We start from the raw sequence: 15,384 nt of genomic DNA on the forward strand, positions 1-15,384 counted from the left end.
GCCCCCCGGGGCTTGCGGGGGCCTAACCCCCCCCCCCTCGGCGCCGCGCCCCCCGGGGTCGGCGGGGGGGGGCCCCTTCGCGCCCCCGCGGCTTCCGCCGTTTCCGCACGCCGACGCACAGCGGATGTTTCCGTTTGCCGTGAGGCTCCTGCGGATGAGAATGTATGCCGAGCCACCCATACGCGGACCCGTAATGTGGGCCTCAGCCGGGTAGCCGCGCCCGGCACTCGAGGCCTCCGGGCCATACACACCCGAGGAGCTGCTGATCGCTTCCCCCGTCGTCGAGTCCCGCCTCGGCCCCGTCCGCCAGACCTATTCCGGTACCACCGAGTTCCCCCCGATCGCCAAGGCCTACACGGAGCTGTCCCAGGTCGTGCGCGAGAGCGGACTCCTGGTCCGCACCCCCCTCTTCTACGCCGCCGTCGCCGGTGCGATCGTCCTCGGCTTCGCCGGGTGCATCACCGCCTTCGTGCTCCTCGGCGACAGCTGGTTCCAGCTGATCGTGGCCGCGGTCCTCGGCATCCTGTTCACCCAGGTCGCGTTCCTCGCCCACGAGGCCGCCCACCGGCAGATCTTCGCCTCGGGCCCCGCGAACGACCGCCTCGGCCTGCTCATCGGCAACGGCATCGTCGGCATGAGCCGCTCGTGGTGGGCCTCCAAGCACACCCGGCATCACGCCAACCCGAACCGCGTCGGCAAAGACCCCGACATCGAGATCGACACGATCTCGTTCCTCGACGTCGACGCCGCCAAGTCGCGCGGCGTGCAGCGCTGGATCACCCAGCGGCAGGGATGGCTCTTCTTCCCGCTCCTCACGTTCGAGGGCCTCAACCTCTACGTGCTCGCGCTGCGGCACCTCTTCTCGCGCGAGCCGATCAAGGGTCGCTGGGTGGAGCTCGGGCTGCTGGCGCTGCGCCACGCGCTGTTCATCGCGCCCCTCTTCATCTTCCTGCCCCTCGGCCTCGCCTTCGCGTTCTTCGGCGTCTCGGTCGCGGTGTTCGGCGTCTACATGGGGGCCTCCTTCGCGCCGAACCACAAGGGGATGCCGGTCATCGCCCCGGGCGCGAAGCTCGACTTCTTCAACAAGCAGGTGCGCACCTCGCGCAACGTCTCGGGCGGCTGGTGGGCCACCTGGCTCATGGGCGGTCTGAACTACCAGATCGAGCACCACCTGTTCCCGAACATGCCCCGCCCGCACCTCAGCAAGGCCCGCGCCATCGTGCGCGAGCACTGCGCGACGCTGGACATCCCGTACGTCGAGACCACGCTCTTCCAGTCGTACGGCATCGTGATCGCCTACCTGAACCGCGTGGGCCTGGCCGCCCGCGACCCGTTCGAGTGCCCGATGACCTCGGCCACGCGGCACCTGACCGTCGAGAAGTAGCGGCCGCCGCCGCACACGACGCCGTCGCGCCCCTCGGGTGCGGCGGCGTCGTTGTGAGCGGGAGGGATGCCGCGGCCGGGACCGCGGCGACCCTCAGCCGCGCGCGTCGCGGTGCGGTTCGGGGCACTCGCCCCCGGCGTCCGTGGCCTTCTCGAAATGCCAGCGCTCGTTGGCGTAGGTCTGGCACAGTCCCCAGTCGCGCCCGTTCTCGATGATCCACAACTGCGCGTCCAGGGAGCCGATGTCGACGGCCCGCCCCGTCACGTGGCTCGACTGCTCGGGCGTGGCCACGTACGCCCGCGCCGTCTCCTCGCTGCCGGAGGTGCGGATGGCGTCGTCGAGCAACCAGCGCTGGTAGGCGGCGCTTCGCCAGCCGCTGGTCACGTCGAACACGATCCCGTCCGACGCCGCCGCGGCCTGCGCCGCCCGCAGCGCGTCGAGCAGGTCGGGATCGAGGCGCGCCATCGCGGGGTGCGTGTCGTTCTCGACCGTCAGGGGTGCCGCGGCGGGGATCATCCCGTCGGCCTCGCCGGGGCTGAACGGGACGCCGGCGACGACCCGCGCGGTGAAGGTCGACGCCGTCGACGAGGTGAGGAGCGAGATCGCGACGGTCAGGACGACGACCGACACCCCCGCCGATGCGAGGAGGGTGAGGCGACGGCGTCGGGAACGGTTCGAGAGCGAGAGGGGGGATGCCATGACCCCAGTCGAGCGCGAGCCGCGTTGCCGGAGCGTATGCCCGCCACCATACGCGGACGATAGGGGGCTGTCAGTCGCGTGCGACCTCGTGCAGACGCACGTCGTGCACGCCGGCGTCGGCCAGCGTCGCCGTCATGAGCGTGCACGAGGGCTGTCGACGGCGGTCGGTCGGCGACCCGGGATTCACCAGGCGCAAACCCGCGGGCGTCACCGTGTCCCACGGGATGTGGCTGTGGCCGAACACCAGCAGATCCGTGTCGGGGAAGGCGGCATCCATCCTCTTCTCGCGCGTCGGCGCCGCGCCCGTCTCGTGGACGACCGCGAGGCGCACACCCTCGATCTCGGCCCGGGCGACCTCGGGTAACCGCGCGCGCAGATCCGCGCCGTCGTTGTTGCCCCACACGCCCAGCACCGGTCCGAGCGCGAGCAGCTCGTCGAGCACCGCCTCCTCGACCCAGTCGCCGGCGTGCACGATCAGGTCGACCTCGGATGCCGCCCGCCGCACCGCCTCGGGAAGCACACGGGCGCGCGTGGGCACGTGGGTGTCGGCCAGGAGGAGGAGGCGCGTCGGCATCCCCCCACGCTAGCGACCCCGCGCCGCGCCCCCGCATACGTCCGCGATACGCCCACCCGCCTACGATGACGGGATGCGCGTGCTGATCGTCGAGGACGAGACCTTCCTCGCCGAGGCCATCCGCGACGGTCTCCGCCTCGAGGCGATCGCCGCCGACATCGCGGGCGACGGCGACACCGCCCTCGAGCTCCTCGGCTACACCGCCTACGACGTCGTGGTCCTCGACCGCGACATCCCGGGGCCCGACGGCGACGAGATCGCGCGGCGACTGTCGGCGCGCGAGGCCGCGCCGCGCGTGCTCATGCTCACCGCGGCGGACCGTCTCGACGACAAGGCCACGGGCTTCGAGAACGGCGCCGACGACTACCTCACCAAGCCGTTCGTGCTGCGCGAGCTCGTGATGCGGTTGCGGGCCCTCGCGCGCCGCCCCGCGGCATCCGTTCCGCCGGTGCTCGACCAGCACGGCATCCGCCTCGATCCGTTCCGCCGCGAGGTCACCCGCGGGGGCCGGTACGTGTCGCTGACGCGCAAGCAGTTCGCCGTGCTCGAGGTGCTGATGAACGCGGGAGGCGGTGTCGTCAGCGCCGAGGTGCTGCTGGAGCGCGCGTGGGACGAGAACGCCGACCCGTTCACGAACGCCGTGCGCATCACGATCTCGACCCTGCGCAAGCGCCTCGGCGAGCCGTGGCTCATCCAGACCGTGCCCGGCGTGGGTTACCGCATGGGACCCGCGGATGCGTGAGCGACCGCCCGGTCTGTCGGTGCGGGTCAAGCTCACCCTGAGCTACGCCGCGTTCGTGGTGGTGGTGGGGATCGCCGTCTTCGCGCTCGGGTTCCTGGTGCTGCGGTTCGTCCCCGAGGGGAACCTGTTCTCCGACAGCGGCGAGTTCACGCCCGCGCGACGCGATCTCGTCGAGGCGTTCGTGCGCTACGCCTGGTACACCGTGCTGGGGCTCGCCGTAATCGGCCTGGGCGGCGGGTGGGTGGTGTCGGGGCTGATGCTGCGCCCCCTCACGCGCATCACGGATGCCGCCCGCGCGGCGCAGGGGGGAGACCTCTCCCGCCGGGCCGACCTGCCCGGTCGCCGCGACGAGCTCACCGACCTCGCCGATACCTTCGACGCGATGCTCACCCGCGTCGGCGAGACCCTCGAGGAGCAGCGGCGGTTCGCCGCGAACGCCTCCCACGAGCTGCGCACCCCGCACGCCACCCTGCGCACGATGCTCGAGGTCGCGCGCGCCGATCCCGCCGCCGTCGACCTTCCCGTGCTGCTCAACCGCCTCGACACCACCAACGAACGCGCCATCCGGCTGACCGAGGCGCTGCTGGCGCTCGCGCGAGCCGGACGGGAGGCGCAGATCGCGCGCACCCCGGTCGACATGGATGCCGTGGTGCACGCGGCCGTCGACGAGGTGCGCGCCGACGCCCGCGCCGCCGGGCTCGACCTCGAGGAGGTCGCGGCCACGCCCGGCGCCGCGCAGGAGTCGATCGCACCGGGCGGGACCGCGCGCGTCGACGAGACGCTCGTGACCCAGGCTGTGGGCAACCTGCTGCGCAACGCCGTCGTGCACAACGCCCCGGGCGGCTGGATCCGCGTAGCGGTGGCCGGCGACGAACACGCCGTGACGATCGACGTCGTCAACAGCGGAGCGGTGCTCTCGAGCGACCTCGTCGCGACGCTGCCCGAGCCTTTCGTACGCGGCGTCGGCCGCACGCGCGGCCGCGCCGACGGCACGGGTCTGGGCCTGGCGATCGTCGTCTCGGTCGCGCGGGCGCATGGCGGCGCGCTGGATCTGTGGCCGCTCGACGGCGGCGGCCTGCACGCGCGACTGCGGCTCCCCCGCTGACCGACCGGCACGCCCCGCGCCCGCGCGCCAGCGGGCGGTCGGGCCGTCAGCGCCGCGGCAGCGTGCGCGCGACCAGGCGCACGAGCATCACGGCTGCCGTGCCGATCAGGGCTCCCGCCGTGTTCGCGACGACGTCGCCGCAATCGGGCACCCGCCCCGGGACGACCGTCTGGGCGATCTCGACGGTCAGCGACACCGCCGCCCCCAGCACCACGGATGCCGGCGCCCACCGCAGCGGCAGCAGCAGCGCCACCGCGGCCCCCAGCGGCACGAAGAAGGCGACGTTGAGGGCGAGGTCGGCGTCCCCGCCCAACAGCAGGTCGCTCCAGCGTGGGGGCAGCAGTGCGAGCAGCTCCAGCACGAGGGAGCGGGTCGGCCACGCGAGGGAGCGCGGCGCGAGGGTCAGCCCGGCGACGGCGGCGAGCACCCCCGTCGCCAGCAGGACGCGAGCGCGGGTGAGGGTGGGCACGGGACGATCGGACACGGGGAACCTCCGGGGTCGACGGACCCCCATCCCATCGAACCGCGTGTTACGACGACGTCTGCGCGATCGGATACATCGGCGATACGCGAGAACGCGCGGCCGACCGTGCGCCACCGGGGAGAATGGAGGCGTGTCGACTCCCCGCCGCTCCCCCGTCCTCGCCTTCGCAGCGGACGCCGTTGTCGTCGTCGTCTTCGCCGCCATCGGGCGCGCGACCCACGACGGTGACGTGTTCGGCCCGTTCGGCGCGGGCCTGGCCACCACGGCGTGGCCGTTCCTCGTGGCGCTCGTCGTCGGATGGCTCGCGACCCGCGCTTGGCGGGCGCCTCTCGCGGTGGGGCGTACGGCCCTGCCGATCTGGGTGATCACGGTCGCGCTCGGCATGGTGCTGCGCGCGGTGAGCGGTCAGGGCGTCGCCGTGGCGTTCGTCATCGTCGCCGCGATCACGCTCGCGCTCTTCCTGCTCGGCTGGCGCGGCGCCGTCCGGCTCGCGACGCGCACACGACGGTCGTCGCCCCGCCGCTGACGCGCCGGAGACAGGCCGCGCGGTGTGCCGGCCCCCGATGCGGCGGATACCGCCGGGGAGGCCCGGCCCCCGGAGCGCGCCGTCAGATCTCGTCGGCGAGCGAGACGTCGACCTGGATCTCGGCCGCGAGGCGTTCCAGGTCGGCGACGAGCTCGTCGATCGCGAGGTCGGCCGCCACCGTCGCGGTGACGGAGGCCTCGAACAGGCGACCGCCGGCCATCGCGGCATCCGTGGTCTGCGTCGACATGCGTTCGATGCTGGCGCCGCGCGCGCTCAGAGCCGACGAGACCTCGCGCACGATTCCCGGGCGGTCGTTGCCCACCACGTCGAAGGTGACCGTGCGGGCGGCGGGCTCGGCATCCGAGGCTCCCCCCGTGTGCACCGTCACGGTGAGCGTCCCGGCGAGGCCCTCGAGAGCGGCGCGCAGGACGTCGGCGCGATCGGCGGCGACCGACACCTCGACGATGCCGGCGAACGCACCGGCCAGCTCGGCCAGTTCGCTGTTCTCCCAGTTGCCGCCGTGGGCGTCGACGATGTCGGCGACGGCCGAGACGAGTCCGGCGCGATCGTCGCCGACGACGGTGAGGACGAGGGTGGTCATGCCGACAGCGTAGCGAGCGCGCGACTGATAGCGTCGGAGGACGTTTCGTGAGGGGGGTGATGGCGTGTTCGCGTCGATGCTGGCCCTGCTCAACGTGCTGATGGCCACCGCCGAGCTCGCCCTGACCCCGGGCGGTGGTGCCCCGCTGCTGGCCGTCGTGCTGGCCGCCGCCGTCGTGCTCACGGCCGCGGTGGTGCTGGTCGTGCTCCCGGCGCTGCTCGCCGCCGCGCCGCCCTCGGAACCGCGCCCCATCGACCCGTCGGCCCCGCTCGCGCAGAGCGATCCCGACGCGGCCGGTCATCCGCGCCCGCGCGCCCCGGGTTCGGCGCTCCGCGTCGCCTGACCCGCCTGTCCCGCCGCTCGCACGGCATCCATCGGCATCCCCGGGTCGGCGACGCCGGTCGCCCGCGCGCCCGCCCGGCGCGCCCCGCGACCGATCGCCCTGATCGCCGCACCGAACGGACGCCCCGTGGACCTCTTCGCCTTCCCTCCTCTCGCCCTCCTCCTCGACCTGACCACGCGAGCCCTGCTCGCCCTGACCGCCTTCCTCACCCCGCTCACCGGCGGTGCCGCCGCCGCCCTCGCCGTCGTCGTGGTGACGATCGTCGTGCGCCTGATCCTCATCCCGGTCGGGGTGTCGCAGGCGCGCGCCGAGCAGACCCGCGCGCGCCTGGCGCCCCGGCTGCGCGCCCTGCAGCAGCGCTGGCGTTCGAACCCCGAACGCCTCCAGCGCGAGACGCTGCAGCTCTACCGCGACGAGGGCGCCTCTCCGCTGGCCGGCAGCCTGCCCCTGCTCGCGCAAGCGCCCGTCGTGGGTCTGCTGTACGCCGTGTTCCTGCACCCCACCGTCGGCGGACAGCCCAACGCCCTGCTCGCGCACGATCTTCTCGGCGTTCCGCTCGGACGCAGCCTCACGACCGCCCTGTCGACGGGGACGATGGATGCCGCGACCCTGACCGTCCTGGGCGGGCTCGTCCTCGTGATCGCCGGCGTCGGCGAGCTCACCCGGCGGCTGCTGAAGCCGGCCCTCGATCCCGCGGCGCCCGCCTGGACCAGCGCGATGGTGGGGGCGCTGCAGTTCTCGACCGCCGTCATCGCGCTGTTCGTCCCCCTCGCCGCAGCGCTCTACCTCGCGGTCACGACGATCTGGACCCTGGCGCAACGGCTCATCCTGCGGCGCCGCTACCCGTTGCCGCGCTGAGGACGCCAGGCGGCCCGGCGCACGCGTGCTCGCGAGCGCCGGACCGGCCGCGCGTGCAGACGCGCCCGGGGCGGGCGACCGGGCGCCCCGCTTCGCTCACGCTCCGGCCCCCGCGTCGCCCCGCGTCGATCCTGCGCCACGGACGGGCGCCACGACCCGCCACGCGAAGCCGGGCGGCCGGTCACGCACCCGCTCTCAGGCCGCGCGCGCCTCGCCGTCCCAGCGTCGTGACGACGACGCGTTGACCGCGGCCATCGCGAGCACCAGCGCCGCCGCGCCCGCGGGGAACAGCATCGCCGTGCCGACGGACACGCTCTCGGCGACGGCGCCGGTGACCGCCGACGACAGCGCCTGCGCCAAGGTGAGCGCCGAGGCGAGCATCGTCATGGTCGACGCGCCGCGTCCCCGCGGCGACCGGTGCCCGGCGAGGCTGAAGAGGGTCACGAGCGAGGGGCCGACGCCGATGCCCATGAGGCACAGCACGAGGGTCACGGTCGTCACCGACCCGCCCACCGTGTACGCCCCGGCCGAGGCGGTGAGGATGGCCGCGAACAGCACGAGCCGCCACCGCAGGGGGAACCGCTCGGGCAGCAGCGCCACGGCCAGCGCGAGCACCGCGGAGCCGACGCCCATGACGCCGTAGAGCAGGGCTCCGGCCTCGGGAGCCCCCTGGGCGTCCATGAACGCGGTGAGCGAGGTGAGCGTCGAGCCGAAGAACAGCCCCACGCCGAACACCGCCGCCACGAGCACGAGCATCCGCGGATGCAACAGCTCGCGGAACGGCGCCATCTCCTCGCGCTCCGATCGCGCCGGCACCGCCCGACCGGTCGGGTGCAGCGCGAACGCGGTCACGAACACGAAGCTCAACACCGCCGCGCCGACGATGGGCGCCCACGGCGCGATGAGCGCGGCCAGCACGCCGACCACGAAGGGACCGATGACGAACGCCGTCTCGTCGGCGGCGGACTCGTACGCCATCGCCCGCGAGAAGGTGCGCTCGCGGCACTCGGGTGCGATGCGGGCCCCGATGAGGGCCATGACCCGGCTGCGCGACATCGCCGCCGTCTGCGGACCGGTCAGCCCGATGGCTGCCGCCGCCGCGAGCAGCAGGCCGTCCGCGCGGGCCGTCGCCACCACGAGCGGGAAGACCGCGAGCAGGATGCCGTTGGCCAGGCCCACCGGCACGAGCACGCGACGCTGCCCGAAGCGGTCGGCGAGATCGCCCAGCACGGGTCCCGCGACGACGACGCCCACACCGACAGCCGCCGAGGTGAGCCCGCCCAGGGCGACCGAGCCGCGCATGGCGACGACCAAGGCGAGGACGCCGACGGTCATCATGGCGAAGGGCAACCGCGCGACGAACGCGACCGGGAAGTACCAGAACCCGGTGTGGTGGACGAGCGGTCGCTGAGCGACGGCGGGGGGCGACGCGGGCGTTGACATGGAGCGGTCTCCGGGAGGCGATGGAACGTGCCGCCTTGCCGGAACGGTAGGTAGGTGCACTAGGTGCGGCGGGACGGACCCGCGGCCTCAGTCTACCGCGGGGCGCGCGCGGACGCCCCGGTCATCGCACGAGGGCTGCGATCGCGGCGATCAAGGACGCGAGGGCCAGCGTCAGGGCGATCGCGATGAGCACCGTGTGCACGATCAGGAACGGCGTGGGCTTTCCCGCCGCGTCCCGCGCGCGCGGGTCCTTCGCGATGCGGGGATAGAACCGCGGCCACACGACGGCGTTGAAGACGGCGTTGGCGAAGAGCAGCACGATGAGCACGGGGTCCACGCCTCGAGACTACGCGCCCACGGGCCGCCCTCTTCCGGTGCGGGCGTTCACCGCGCGCAGTCGATGCAGTGCCGCGCGAACGGCCGCGCCTCCAACCGGGCGTCGGCGATCGGGCGCCCGCAGATCTCGCACACCCCGAAGGTGCCGGATGCCACACGTTCCCGCGCCGCGCGGATCTCGGCGCGCTCGACCTCGGCGCCCCGGCGCAGCGCGTCGACCTGCGCCCACTCACCCGAGAGGGTCGAACCCTCGGGGTCGTGCTCGTCGTCGGCCGTCGCGTCGGCGCGGTCGTGACGCAGGCTGTCCTCGTCTTCCCGCAGACGCGCGAGGCGGTGGTCGACCTCGCGCTCGCGGTCATCGAGCATGCGCCCGGCGGTCACGGCATCCATACTCCGACGCTAGCCCCCTCCACCGGCACCGGCGCGGGGGCAGGATCGAGGCATGAGCGATCTCCGACGTCACTGGACACCGACCGCCGTGACGTTCCTCGTCCTGTCCCTCGCGGGCCTGGCGGGGACGTGGACCTTCAACGCCTTCGCGATCGTGCAGATGCGCGACTTCCTCGGCGACCTCGTCTCGAGCGGCCCGGCCGTGTCGTCGATCACGGTCGACCTGCTCGTGGTCGCCATCGCGGGCAGCGTGTTCATCCTGGTCGAGGCGCGACGCCTCGGTATGAGGTTCGCGTGGCTGTACATCGTGCTGTCGGGCATCACGGCCTTCGCCTTCACGTTCCCGCTCTTCCTCGCGATGCGCCAGCGCCGCCTCACCGCTCGAGCGGACTCCGGCGATCCCGCGGCAGGCCCGTCCGACGCGGCCGGCCCCGACCACGCGTGAGTCGCCGGAAGCCGCCGCGTCGGCCGCACGAGCGTCGAATCCCGGCGACTCACGTCGCTCGATCAGCGCGCGGAAAGGCCCTCGCGCAGCCCCTCGACGAGCGGGGTCGTCGGGCGCCCGATGAGACGCGAGAGCGTGCCGTCGGTCTGCGACAACGCACCGCGGGCGATCGCGTCGTCGATGCCCGCCACGAACGCCGCCGTCCCGGCATCCAGTCCCGCCTCCTGCAGGCCCGCGGCCAGCTGCTGCGTCGACACGGCGACGTACGTCACCGGACGCCCGAGCACCTCGCTCGCCGCCGCGGCGAGGTCGTCGTACGTCCACGCGACGTCGCCGCCCACCTCGAGGGTCCGGCCGGCGAGGTCGTCGGTGGTCAACGCGATCGCGGCGGCCTCGGCGTAATCGCGGCGGCTCGCGCTGGCCACGCGCGCGTCACCGGCGGCGGCGACGATCTGGCCCGTGTCTGCGGCGCGGGCGACGGCGTCGAGGTAGTTCTCGGTGTACCAGTTGTGACGCAGCACGGTCGCCGACAGGCCCGAGGCCGCGATGGCCTCCTCGGTCGCCTTGTGGTCGGCGCCGAGGGCGTAGTCGATCTCATCGACGCGCGGGGCACTGGTGTAGACGAGGCGCTCGACGCCGGCCGCCCGCGCCGCGTCGATGACGTTGCGGTGCCCGGCGACGCGGTCGGCGTCGGTACCCGAGATCAGCAGCACGCGGTCGACGCCCTCCAGGGCGGGGGCGACGGTCTCCGGACGGGCGTAGTCGAGCTCGACCACGCGCACCCCGCGGGCGGCGAGATCGTCGACCTTCGACGGGGTCCGCACCCCGACGACGATCTGGGAGGCCGGCACCTCGCGTTCGAGCAGGGTGTCGACGACGAGGCGTCCGAGGTGGCCGGAGGCGGCGGTGACGAGGAGGGTCATGGGGGTGTCCTTTCGGTCGGTACGCGAGATGGAACCCGATCCACGCCGTCGCATTCCGGAATGCGGGTACCCACTTTCTGGTTAGGTACTCACATGAGCGTCAGTCTTGCCGATCTGCGCGGGCGCAAGCCCGAGGTCTTCGCCGACGGCTGCCCCACCCGCATCGTTCTCGACCACGTGATGGGCAAGTGGGGGGTCCTCGTGCTGCTCGCTCTCTCCGACGGCACGCAACGCTGGGGCGTCCTGCGCCGCAACGTCGCCGGGATCAGCGAGAAGATGCTGGCGAGCACGCTGAAGACGCTCGAAGGCGACGGGCTGGTCCTGCGCACCGCCTACCCCGAGATACCGCCCCGTGTGGAGTACGCGCTCACCGCCCGGGGCCGTGACCTCATGACGCGGGTGATTCCGCTCATGGAGTGGGTCGCCGACAACGCCGACGCCATCGTGACCCGAGCGGAGTGAGGGCGATGCGCGTCCCCGACATGCGCGCGATGCGCGACAGCTTCACCGTCCGCGCCCCGCGGCGCGTCCCCCACCTGCAGGTCGTCAAATCCGCGCTCGCGATCGTCGCGGCCTGGCTCCTCGCCGGTTGGCTCGTGCAGGGCCCGCCCCCGATCTTCGCCGCGATCGCCGCGCTGCTCGTCGTGCAGCCGAGCATCAACCAGTCCTTCACCCGGGCGGTCGAGCGCAGCGTCGGCGTGATCCTCGGGGTGGTGATCGCCGCGCTCCTCGGTCTCGCCTTCGGCTCGCAACCGTGGGTGGCCCTTCTGTCCGCCGGTGTCGCCCTCGCCGTCGCCTGGGCCGCTCGCATCTCCCCCGGGGCCACCAACCAGATCGCCATCAGCGCGCTCCTCGTGCTCGCCCTGGGCACCGCAACACCGAATTACGCCCTCGACCGTGTGCTCGAGACGCTGATCGGCGCCGCCATCGGCATCGTCGTCAACGCCGTGCTCGTGCCGCCGGTGCTCGTCCCCGCGGCGAGGGAGAAGGTCGACGTGCTCGGGCGCGAGCTCGCCGCGGCCCTGGAGCGTCTCGCCGACGCCCTGGAAACCCCGCAGACCCCGGCATCCCTCGAGGGTCTCCTGCTCGAAGCGCGCCTGCTGCGCCCGGTTCTCGACTCCGCCGCCGACGCCCTCCGCGACGGCGCCGACTCGCTCGCGCTCAACCCGCGCAGCCGGCGCCACCGCACGGACCTCGCGCAGATGGGCGAACTCGTCGATCGCTTCACCCCGGTCGTGACGCAGACCGTCGGGATGACCCGCGCGGTCTACGACGGCTTCGAGAGCTCGATCGTCGACGAACCGGCCGTGCGGGCGATCGCGGAGCAGCTGCATCGCGCCGCGCACGACGTGCGTCTCGCCTTCGCCCTCGACGCCGGCCCCGAGCGCGTCGCCCCGGAAGAGCCCGCGCTCACGCGCCCCCTCCAGATCCAGACCCCGTCGACGATGCACTGGGTGCTCGTCGGCTCGCTCCTCATGGACCTGCATCGCATACACGAGACCCTCAGCGACGTCGACGCCTGACCTCCCGCCGCCGCGCGAGCGGCGACTTCTCGTCCGCCGTCCCCGGCGCGGGCGATCGGGGCACGCGGTGCGCGGCACGCAAGGCCCGGCACGCAATGCGCGGCACGCAAGGCGCGGCACGCGGCGCGCGGGCCCAAGTGGTCGTGCAGGCCTCGCCCGCCTGAACCACCCCGCCGGAGCGCGAGCGCCCCGCCCCGGAGGGTTCGAACCCCGATGAGGATGCCGGCTGTCGCGCCGCACGCCCCGAAGATCGCCCGCCATCGACCCCCGACACGCCCCGCGCTGGTTGACTGGGGGTATGGGTACCGCGATGTTCCCCCTCGGAGCCGTCCTCTTCCCGCACACGCCTCTGGCGCTGCGGATCTTCGAGGAGCGCTATCTCGTCATGCTGGGGCGCCTCCTCGACGAGACCGACCCGGCCTTCGGCGTCGTGCTGATCGAGCGCGGCACCGAGACGGGCGGCGGCGACCAGCGCTTCGCCCTGGGCACGATGGCACAGCTCAGCCACGTCGTCCCGCAAGCCGGTCAGATGCAGATCGTCGCTCGCGGCACCGAGCGGTTCGAGATCGTCGAGTGGCTCGACGACGCCCCCTACCCGCGCGCCGATGTGCGTTCCCTGCCCGATCTGGAGTGGAACGAGGCGTTGCTGCCGCTTCTCGAGGAGGCCGAGCGGATCGTCCGACGCGTGCTGGGACGCGCGCAGCAGTTCGGCGGCACGCGGTGGGACCCCGAGGTCGAGCTGTCGGAGGAACCCCTGCCCCGGGCGTGGCAAGTGGCTGCGATCGCGCCGCTGGGCGAACTCGATCAGATGGAGCTGCTGCGCTCCGAGACCCTCGGGGGCCTCCTGCGCGCCACCATCGACCTCACCCTCGCGGCCGAGCCGCTCCTGGGCGACCCCGTCCCCGACGGCGTCATCGTGGTCGACGACGACGCCCCCGAGGACGAGGCCTGACGCTCAGTTGAGCTCGCGCACCGTCGCGGGGATGACGCCGTCGCCGTAGAGGTCGATAGCGAGGTCCTGCAACGCGGTCAGCGCGACGCGCTGGGTCTGCGGGCCGTAGGAGATGCGGGCCACACCCAGGGCCTCGTACTCCGCGGCCGTGAGCGCTCCGGGAACGCCGATCACGCTGAGCCGGCGCTCCCCGAGACCCGCGACCAGACGGCGGGTGGTGTCGGCGTCGAGCTTGCCGGGCACGAACACCGAAGTCGCACCCGCGTCGAGGAAGGCGCGGCCGCGCTCGACGGCATCCGCCACCTTGTCGTCGAGCGGGCGGTCGCCGCCCTTGAGGAACACGTCGGTGCGCGCGTTGAGCACGAAGGGTACGCCCTCCGCCTGGCCCGCGGCGATGACGGCTTCGACGGCCGCCACCGCATCGGCGAGCGGCTGCACCTTGTCCTCCACGTTGGCGCCCACGACGCCCACACCGATCGCACGGCGGGTGGTCTCGCCGGGGTTGCCGAAACCGGAGTCGAGGTCGGCCGTCACGGGGACGTCGACCGCGGCGACGATGCGGCCCACCATGTCGAGCATGAGCTCGACGGGGATGTTCTCGCCGTCTTCGTAGCCGAAGGTCGCCGCGATCGAGTGACCGGCGGTGGCCAGCGCCGTCGTCTCGGGCAGGGCCGCGATCGCGCGGGCCGAGACGACGTCCCAGACGTTGACGACCCGCAGGATCTCAGGCGCGGTGTGCAGCCGGGCGAAAGCCTCGGCCTTCTCGCTCAGCGCGCTCATGCGTGGCCTCCCGTCGCGCGCGCGGCGTCGTCCGCGAGGGCCTCGGCGATCAGCGTCTCGCCCGCGCCGAAGCGGATGAAGCGGCCGATCGTCGCCGGCTGCACGAGGACCGCCGCGGCCACGGCCGCGACGTCGGCCCGCGACACCTCGGCCTTGCCCTGGGGCGCGGTGGTGATGCGACCCGAGGGCGGGTCGAGCGTGAGGGTCCCCGGACCGAGGATCGTCCAGTCCAGCTCGCTCGCGCGCAGGTGGTCGTCGGCGGCGAGCTTCGCGTCGGCGTAGGCGTAGAAGGAGTCGTCGGGATCGATGCCGTGGTCGGGAGTCGAACCGATCCACGACACCATGACGAAGCGCCGCACGCCCGCCTTCGAGGCCGCGTCGATCGCGCGCTGTGCGGCGTCGCGGTCGACGGCGTAGGTGCGCTCGGCGCTGCCGCCGCCCGCTCCCGCCGACCACACGACGGCGTCGGCGCCCGCGAAGGCCGCCGCCATCTCGTCGGTGCCGGCGTTCTCGACGTCGAGCACGAGCGGCGAGCCGCCCGCCTTCTCGATATCGGCGGACTGGTCGGGATTGCGGATGACGGAGGTGGCCTCGTCTCCCCGGTCGGCGAGCAGCCGGGCCAGGTGGAGTGCCACCTTGCCGTGCCCTCCGATGATCACGATGCGTTCCATGTCGCTGTGCTCCTGTCGTCGACGGACGTCTGTTCGGATCCCGCGCCGACACGTCGCGCGCAGAGCGCACGGTGCGGGGACCCGAGCACGACCCTACGCAGCCCCTCGGACACACCCGCCCGGGGTTGACGGGCTCACTCCAGGTCGCCGTCGACGTACACCCACCGGCCGCCCCGGCGGAGGAATCGGCTGCGCTCGTGCAGCCGACCGCGCTGGGCATCGCGCACCCAGTCGGCGCGGAACTCCACCTCCGCGGAGTCCTCCCTCTCGTCGACGGCGACGATCGACAGCCCCGCCCAGGTCGTCCCGTCGTCGACATCGATGTCGTCGGGCCGGGTACGCGGATGCCACGACCGCGACAGGTGCGCCGCATCCCCCACCGCGAAGGCGGTGTAACGCGAGCGCATCAACCGCTCGGCGGTCGGCGCGGGCGCCCCGTCGAGGATCGGCCCGCAGCAGGATCCGAACGCCCCTCCCCCGCACGGGCACGCGGACGCTCCGGAGGGACGAGAAGATGCCGACCCGAAAGACATCCCGCCACTCTAGATGTCCCGCGCATCCTCGCCCCGCGCCGCAGCTCCGCCGGCGCCTACGCCTGTCCCACC

Annotated in this window: 21 protein-coding genes; 10 read left to right on the top strand and 11 right to left on the bottom strand. The window is 73.3% G+C overall.

Annotated features, from left to right (window positions below; genetic code table 11):
* Window positions 1-265: 265 nt before the first annotated feature.
* The gene (locus ACK4LS_RS07140; protein WP_409715438.1) at window positions 266-1,384 is read left to right on the top strand and encodes a fatty acid desaturase family protein; all 1,119 of its coding nucleotides are present in this window, start codon (window positions 266-268) and stop codon (window positions 1,382-1,384) included.
* A gap of 93 nt (window positions 1,385-1,477) precedes the next feature.
* On the opposite strand, the gene ACK4LS_RS07145 is transcribed toward ACK4LS_RS07140, so the two are convergent.
* Window positions 1,478-2,083, bottom strand: a complete 606-nt coding sequence (locus tag ACK4LS_RS07145) for a M15 family metallopeptidase (protein ID WP_409715297.1) — start codon at window positions 2,081-2,083, stop codon at window positions 1,478-1,480.
* 70 nt (window positions 2,084-2,153) lie between these two features.
* Window positions 2,154-2,657: a metallophosphoesterase family protein gene (locus ACK4LS_RS07150; RefSeq protein WP_409715300.1), complete on the bottom strand. Its 504-nt coding sequence runs from the start codon at window positions 2,655-2,657 to the stop codon at window positions 2,154-2,156.
* A 73-nt stretch (window positions 2,658-2,730) separates the two neighbouring features.
* On the opposite strand from ACK4LS_RS07150, the gene ACK4LS_RS07155 reads away from it, so the two are divergent.
* Together ACK4LS_RS07155 and ACK4LS_RS07160 are read left to right on the top strand one after the other, a co-directional pair.
* Window positions 2,731-3,399 (top strand): response regulator transcription factor, encoded by a 669-nt coding sequence (locus ACK4LS_RS07155; protein WP_409715303.1) that lies wholly within the window; start codon window positions 2,731-2,733, stop codon window positions 3,397-3,399.
* On the top strand, window positions 3,392-4,504 hold the full coding sequence (locus ACK4LS_RS07160) for a sensor histidine kinase (protein WP_409715306.1): 1,113 nt from the start codon (window positions 3,392-3,394) through the stop codon (window positions 4,502-4,504). The genes ACK4LS_RS07155 and ACK4LS_RS07160 overlap by 8 nt, the downstream gene beginning before the upstream one ends.
* Window positions 4,505-4,550: 46 nt before the next feature.
* Here the strand turns inward: ACK4LS_RS07160 and ACK4LS_RS07165 are convergent, their stop codons facing one another.
* Window positions 4,551-4,988 (bottom strand): VanZ family protein, encoded by a 438-nt coding sequence (locus ACK4LS_RS07165; RefSeq protein ID WP_409715309.1) that lies wholly within the window; start codon window positions 4,986-4,988, stop codon window positions 4,551-4,553.
* 130 nt (window positions 4,989-5,118) lie between these two features.
* On the opposite strand from ACK4LS_RS07165, the gene ACK4LS_RS07170 reads away from it, so the two are divergent.
* A complete protein-coding gene (locus ACK4LS_RS07170; protein WP_409715312.1) occupies window positions 5,119-5,514 on the top strand; it encodes a DUF3054 domain-containing protein in 396 nt (131 codons plus the stop codon).
* Between the two features lie 82 nt (window positions 5,515-5,596).
* On the opposite strand, the gene ACK4LS_RS07175 is transcribed toward ACK4LS_RS07170, so the two are convergent.
* Window positions 5,597-6,115, bottom strand: coding sequence for a glycine cleavage system protein R (locus ACK4LS_RS07175; RefSeq protein ID WP_409715315.1), 519 nt, complete (start codon window positions 6,113-6,115; stop codon window positions 5,597-5,599).
* 64 nt (window positions 6,116-6,179) lie between these two features.
* On the opposite strand from ACK4LS_RS07175, the gene ACK4LS_RS07180 reads away from it, so the two are divergent.
* Complete coding sequence (locus ACK4LS_RS07180) at window positions 6,180-6,458, top strand: DUF6412 domain-containing protein (RefSeq protein WP_409715318.1); 279 nt, start codon at window positions 6,180-6,182, stop codon at window positions 6,456-6,458.
* Between the two features lie 126 nt (window positions 6,459-6,584).
* On the top strand, window positions 6,585-7,316 hold the full coding sequence (locus ACK4LS_RS07185; RefSeq protein ID WP_409715321.1) for a YidC/Oxa1 family membrane protein insertase: 732 nt from the start codon (window positions 6,585-6,587) through the stop codon (window positions 7,314-7,316).
* Window positions 7,317-7,511: 195 nt separating this feature from the next.
* Here ACK4LS_RS07185 and ACK4LS_RS07190 read toward each other — a convergent pair whose 3' ends face one another.
* From ACK4LS_RS07190 to ACK4LS_RS07200, 3 genes are all read right to left on the bottom strand, one after another.
* Window positions 7,512-8,759, bottom strand: coding sequence for an MFS transporter (locus ACK4LS_RS07190; protein WP_409715324.1), 1,248 nt, complete (start codon window positions 8,757-8,759; stop codon window positions 7,512-7,514).
* Window positions 8,760-8,880: 121 nt separating this feature from the next.
* Window positions 8,881-9,096 (bottom strand): SCO4848 family membrane protein, encoded by a 216-nt coding sequence (locus ACK4LS_RS07195; RefSeq protein WP_409715327.1) that lies wholly within the window; start codon window positions 9,094-9,096, stop codon window positions 8,881-8,883.
* 47 nt (window positions 9,097-9,143) lie between these two features.
* On the bottom strand, window positions 9,144-9,485 hold the full coding sequence (locus ACK4LS_RS07200; RefSeq protein WP_409715329.1) for a TraR/DksA family transcriptional regulator: 342 nt from the start codon (window positions 9,483-9,485) through the stop codon (window positions 9,144-9,146).
* Between the two features lie 52 nt (window positions 9,486-9,537).
* On the opposite strand from ACK4LS_RS07200, the gene ACK4LS_RS07205 reads away from it, so the two are divergent.
* A complete protein-coding gene (locus tag ACK4LS_RS07205) occupies window positions 9,538-9,930 on the top strand; it encodes a DUF2834 domain-containing protein (RefSeq protein ID WP_409715331.1) in 393 nt (130 codons plus the stop codon).
* 62 nt (window positions 9,931-9,992) lie between these two features.
* Here the strand turns inward: ACK4LS_RS07205 and ACK4LS_RS07210 are convergent, their stop codons facing one another.
* Window positions 9,993-10,853, bottom strand: a complete 861-nt coding sequence (locus tag ACK4LS_RS07210; RefSeq protein WP_409715333.1) for an SDR family oxidoreductase — start codon at window positions 10,851-10,853, stop codon at window positions 9,993-9,995.
* A 93-nt stretch (window positions 10,854-10,946) separates the two neighbouring features.
* Between ACK4LS_RS07210 and ACK4LS_RS07215 the strand changes: the two genes are divergently transcribed.
* The 3 genes from ACK4LS_RS07215 (at window position 10,947) to ACK4LS_RS07225 (ending at window position 13,328) form a co-directional block, all read left to right on the top strand.
* Window positions 10,947-11,315: a winged helix-turn-helix transcriptional regulator gene (locus ACK4LS_RS07215; protein ID WP_409715336.1), complete on the top strand. Its 369-nt coding sequence runs from the start codon at window positions 10,947-10,949 to the stop codon at window positions 11,313-11,315.
* 5 nt (window positions 11,316-11,320) lie between these two features.
* The gene (locus ACK4LS_RS07220) at window positions 11,321-12,376 is read left to right on the top strand and encodes an FUSC family protein (RefSeq protein ID WP_409715339.1); all 1,056 of its coding nucleotides are present in this window, start codon (window positions 11,321-11,323) and stop codon (window positions 12,374-12,376) included.
* 298 nt (window positions 12,377-12,674) lie between these two features.
* Window positions 12,675-13,328, top strand: a complete 654-nt coding sequence (locus tag ACK4LS_RS07225) for an LON peptidase substrate-binding domain-containing protein (protein ID WP_409715341.1) — start codon at window positions 12,675-12,677, stop codon at window positions 13,326-13,328.
* 3 nt (window positions 13,329-13,331) lie between these two features.
* On the opposite strand, the gene ACK4LS_RS07230 is transcribed toward ACK4LS_RS07225, so the two are convergent.
* The 3 genes from ACK4LS_RS07230 to ACK4LS_RS07240 all read right to left on the bottom strand — a co-directional run bounded on the left by ACK4LS_RS07230 (window position 13,332) and on the right by ACK4LS_RS07240 (window position 15,186).
* Window positions 13,332-14,108, bottom strand: a complete 777-nt coding sequence (locus ACK4LS_RS07230; protein WP_409715344.1) for an isocitrate lyase/phosphoenolpyruvate mutase family protein — start codon at window positions 14,106-14,108, stop codon at window positions 13,332-13,334.
* Window positions 14,105-14,779, bottom strand: coding sequence for an SDR family oxidoreductase (locus tag ACK4LS_RS07235; RefSeq protein WP_409715347.1), 675 nt, complete (start codon window positions 14,777-14,779; stop codon window positions 14,105-14,107). The genes ACK4LS_RS07230 and ACK4LS_RS07235 overlap by 4 nt, the downstream gene beginning before the upstream one ends.
* 134 nt (window positions 14,780-14,913) lie before the next feature.
* Window positions 14,914-15,186, bottom strand: a complete 273-nt coding sequence (locus tag ACK4LS_RS07240) for a YchJ family protein (protein WP_409715349.1) — start codon at window positions 15,184-15,186, stop codon at window positions 14,914-14,916.
* Window positions 15,187-15,384 lie beyond the last annotated feature (198 nt).

Origin of the sequence: Microbacterium sp., from assembly GCF_046295495.1 — a bacterium.
Taxonomy (GTDB): Bacteria; Actinomycetota; Actinomycetes; order Actinomycetales; family Microbacteriaceae; genus Microbacterium.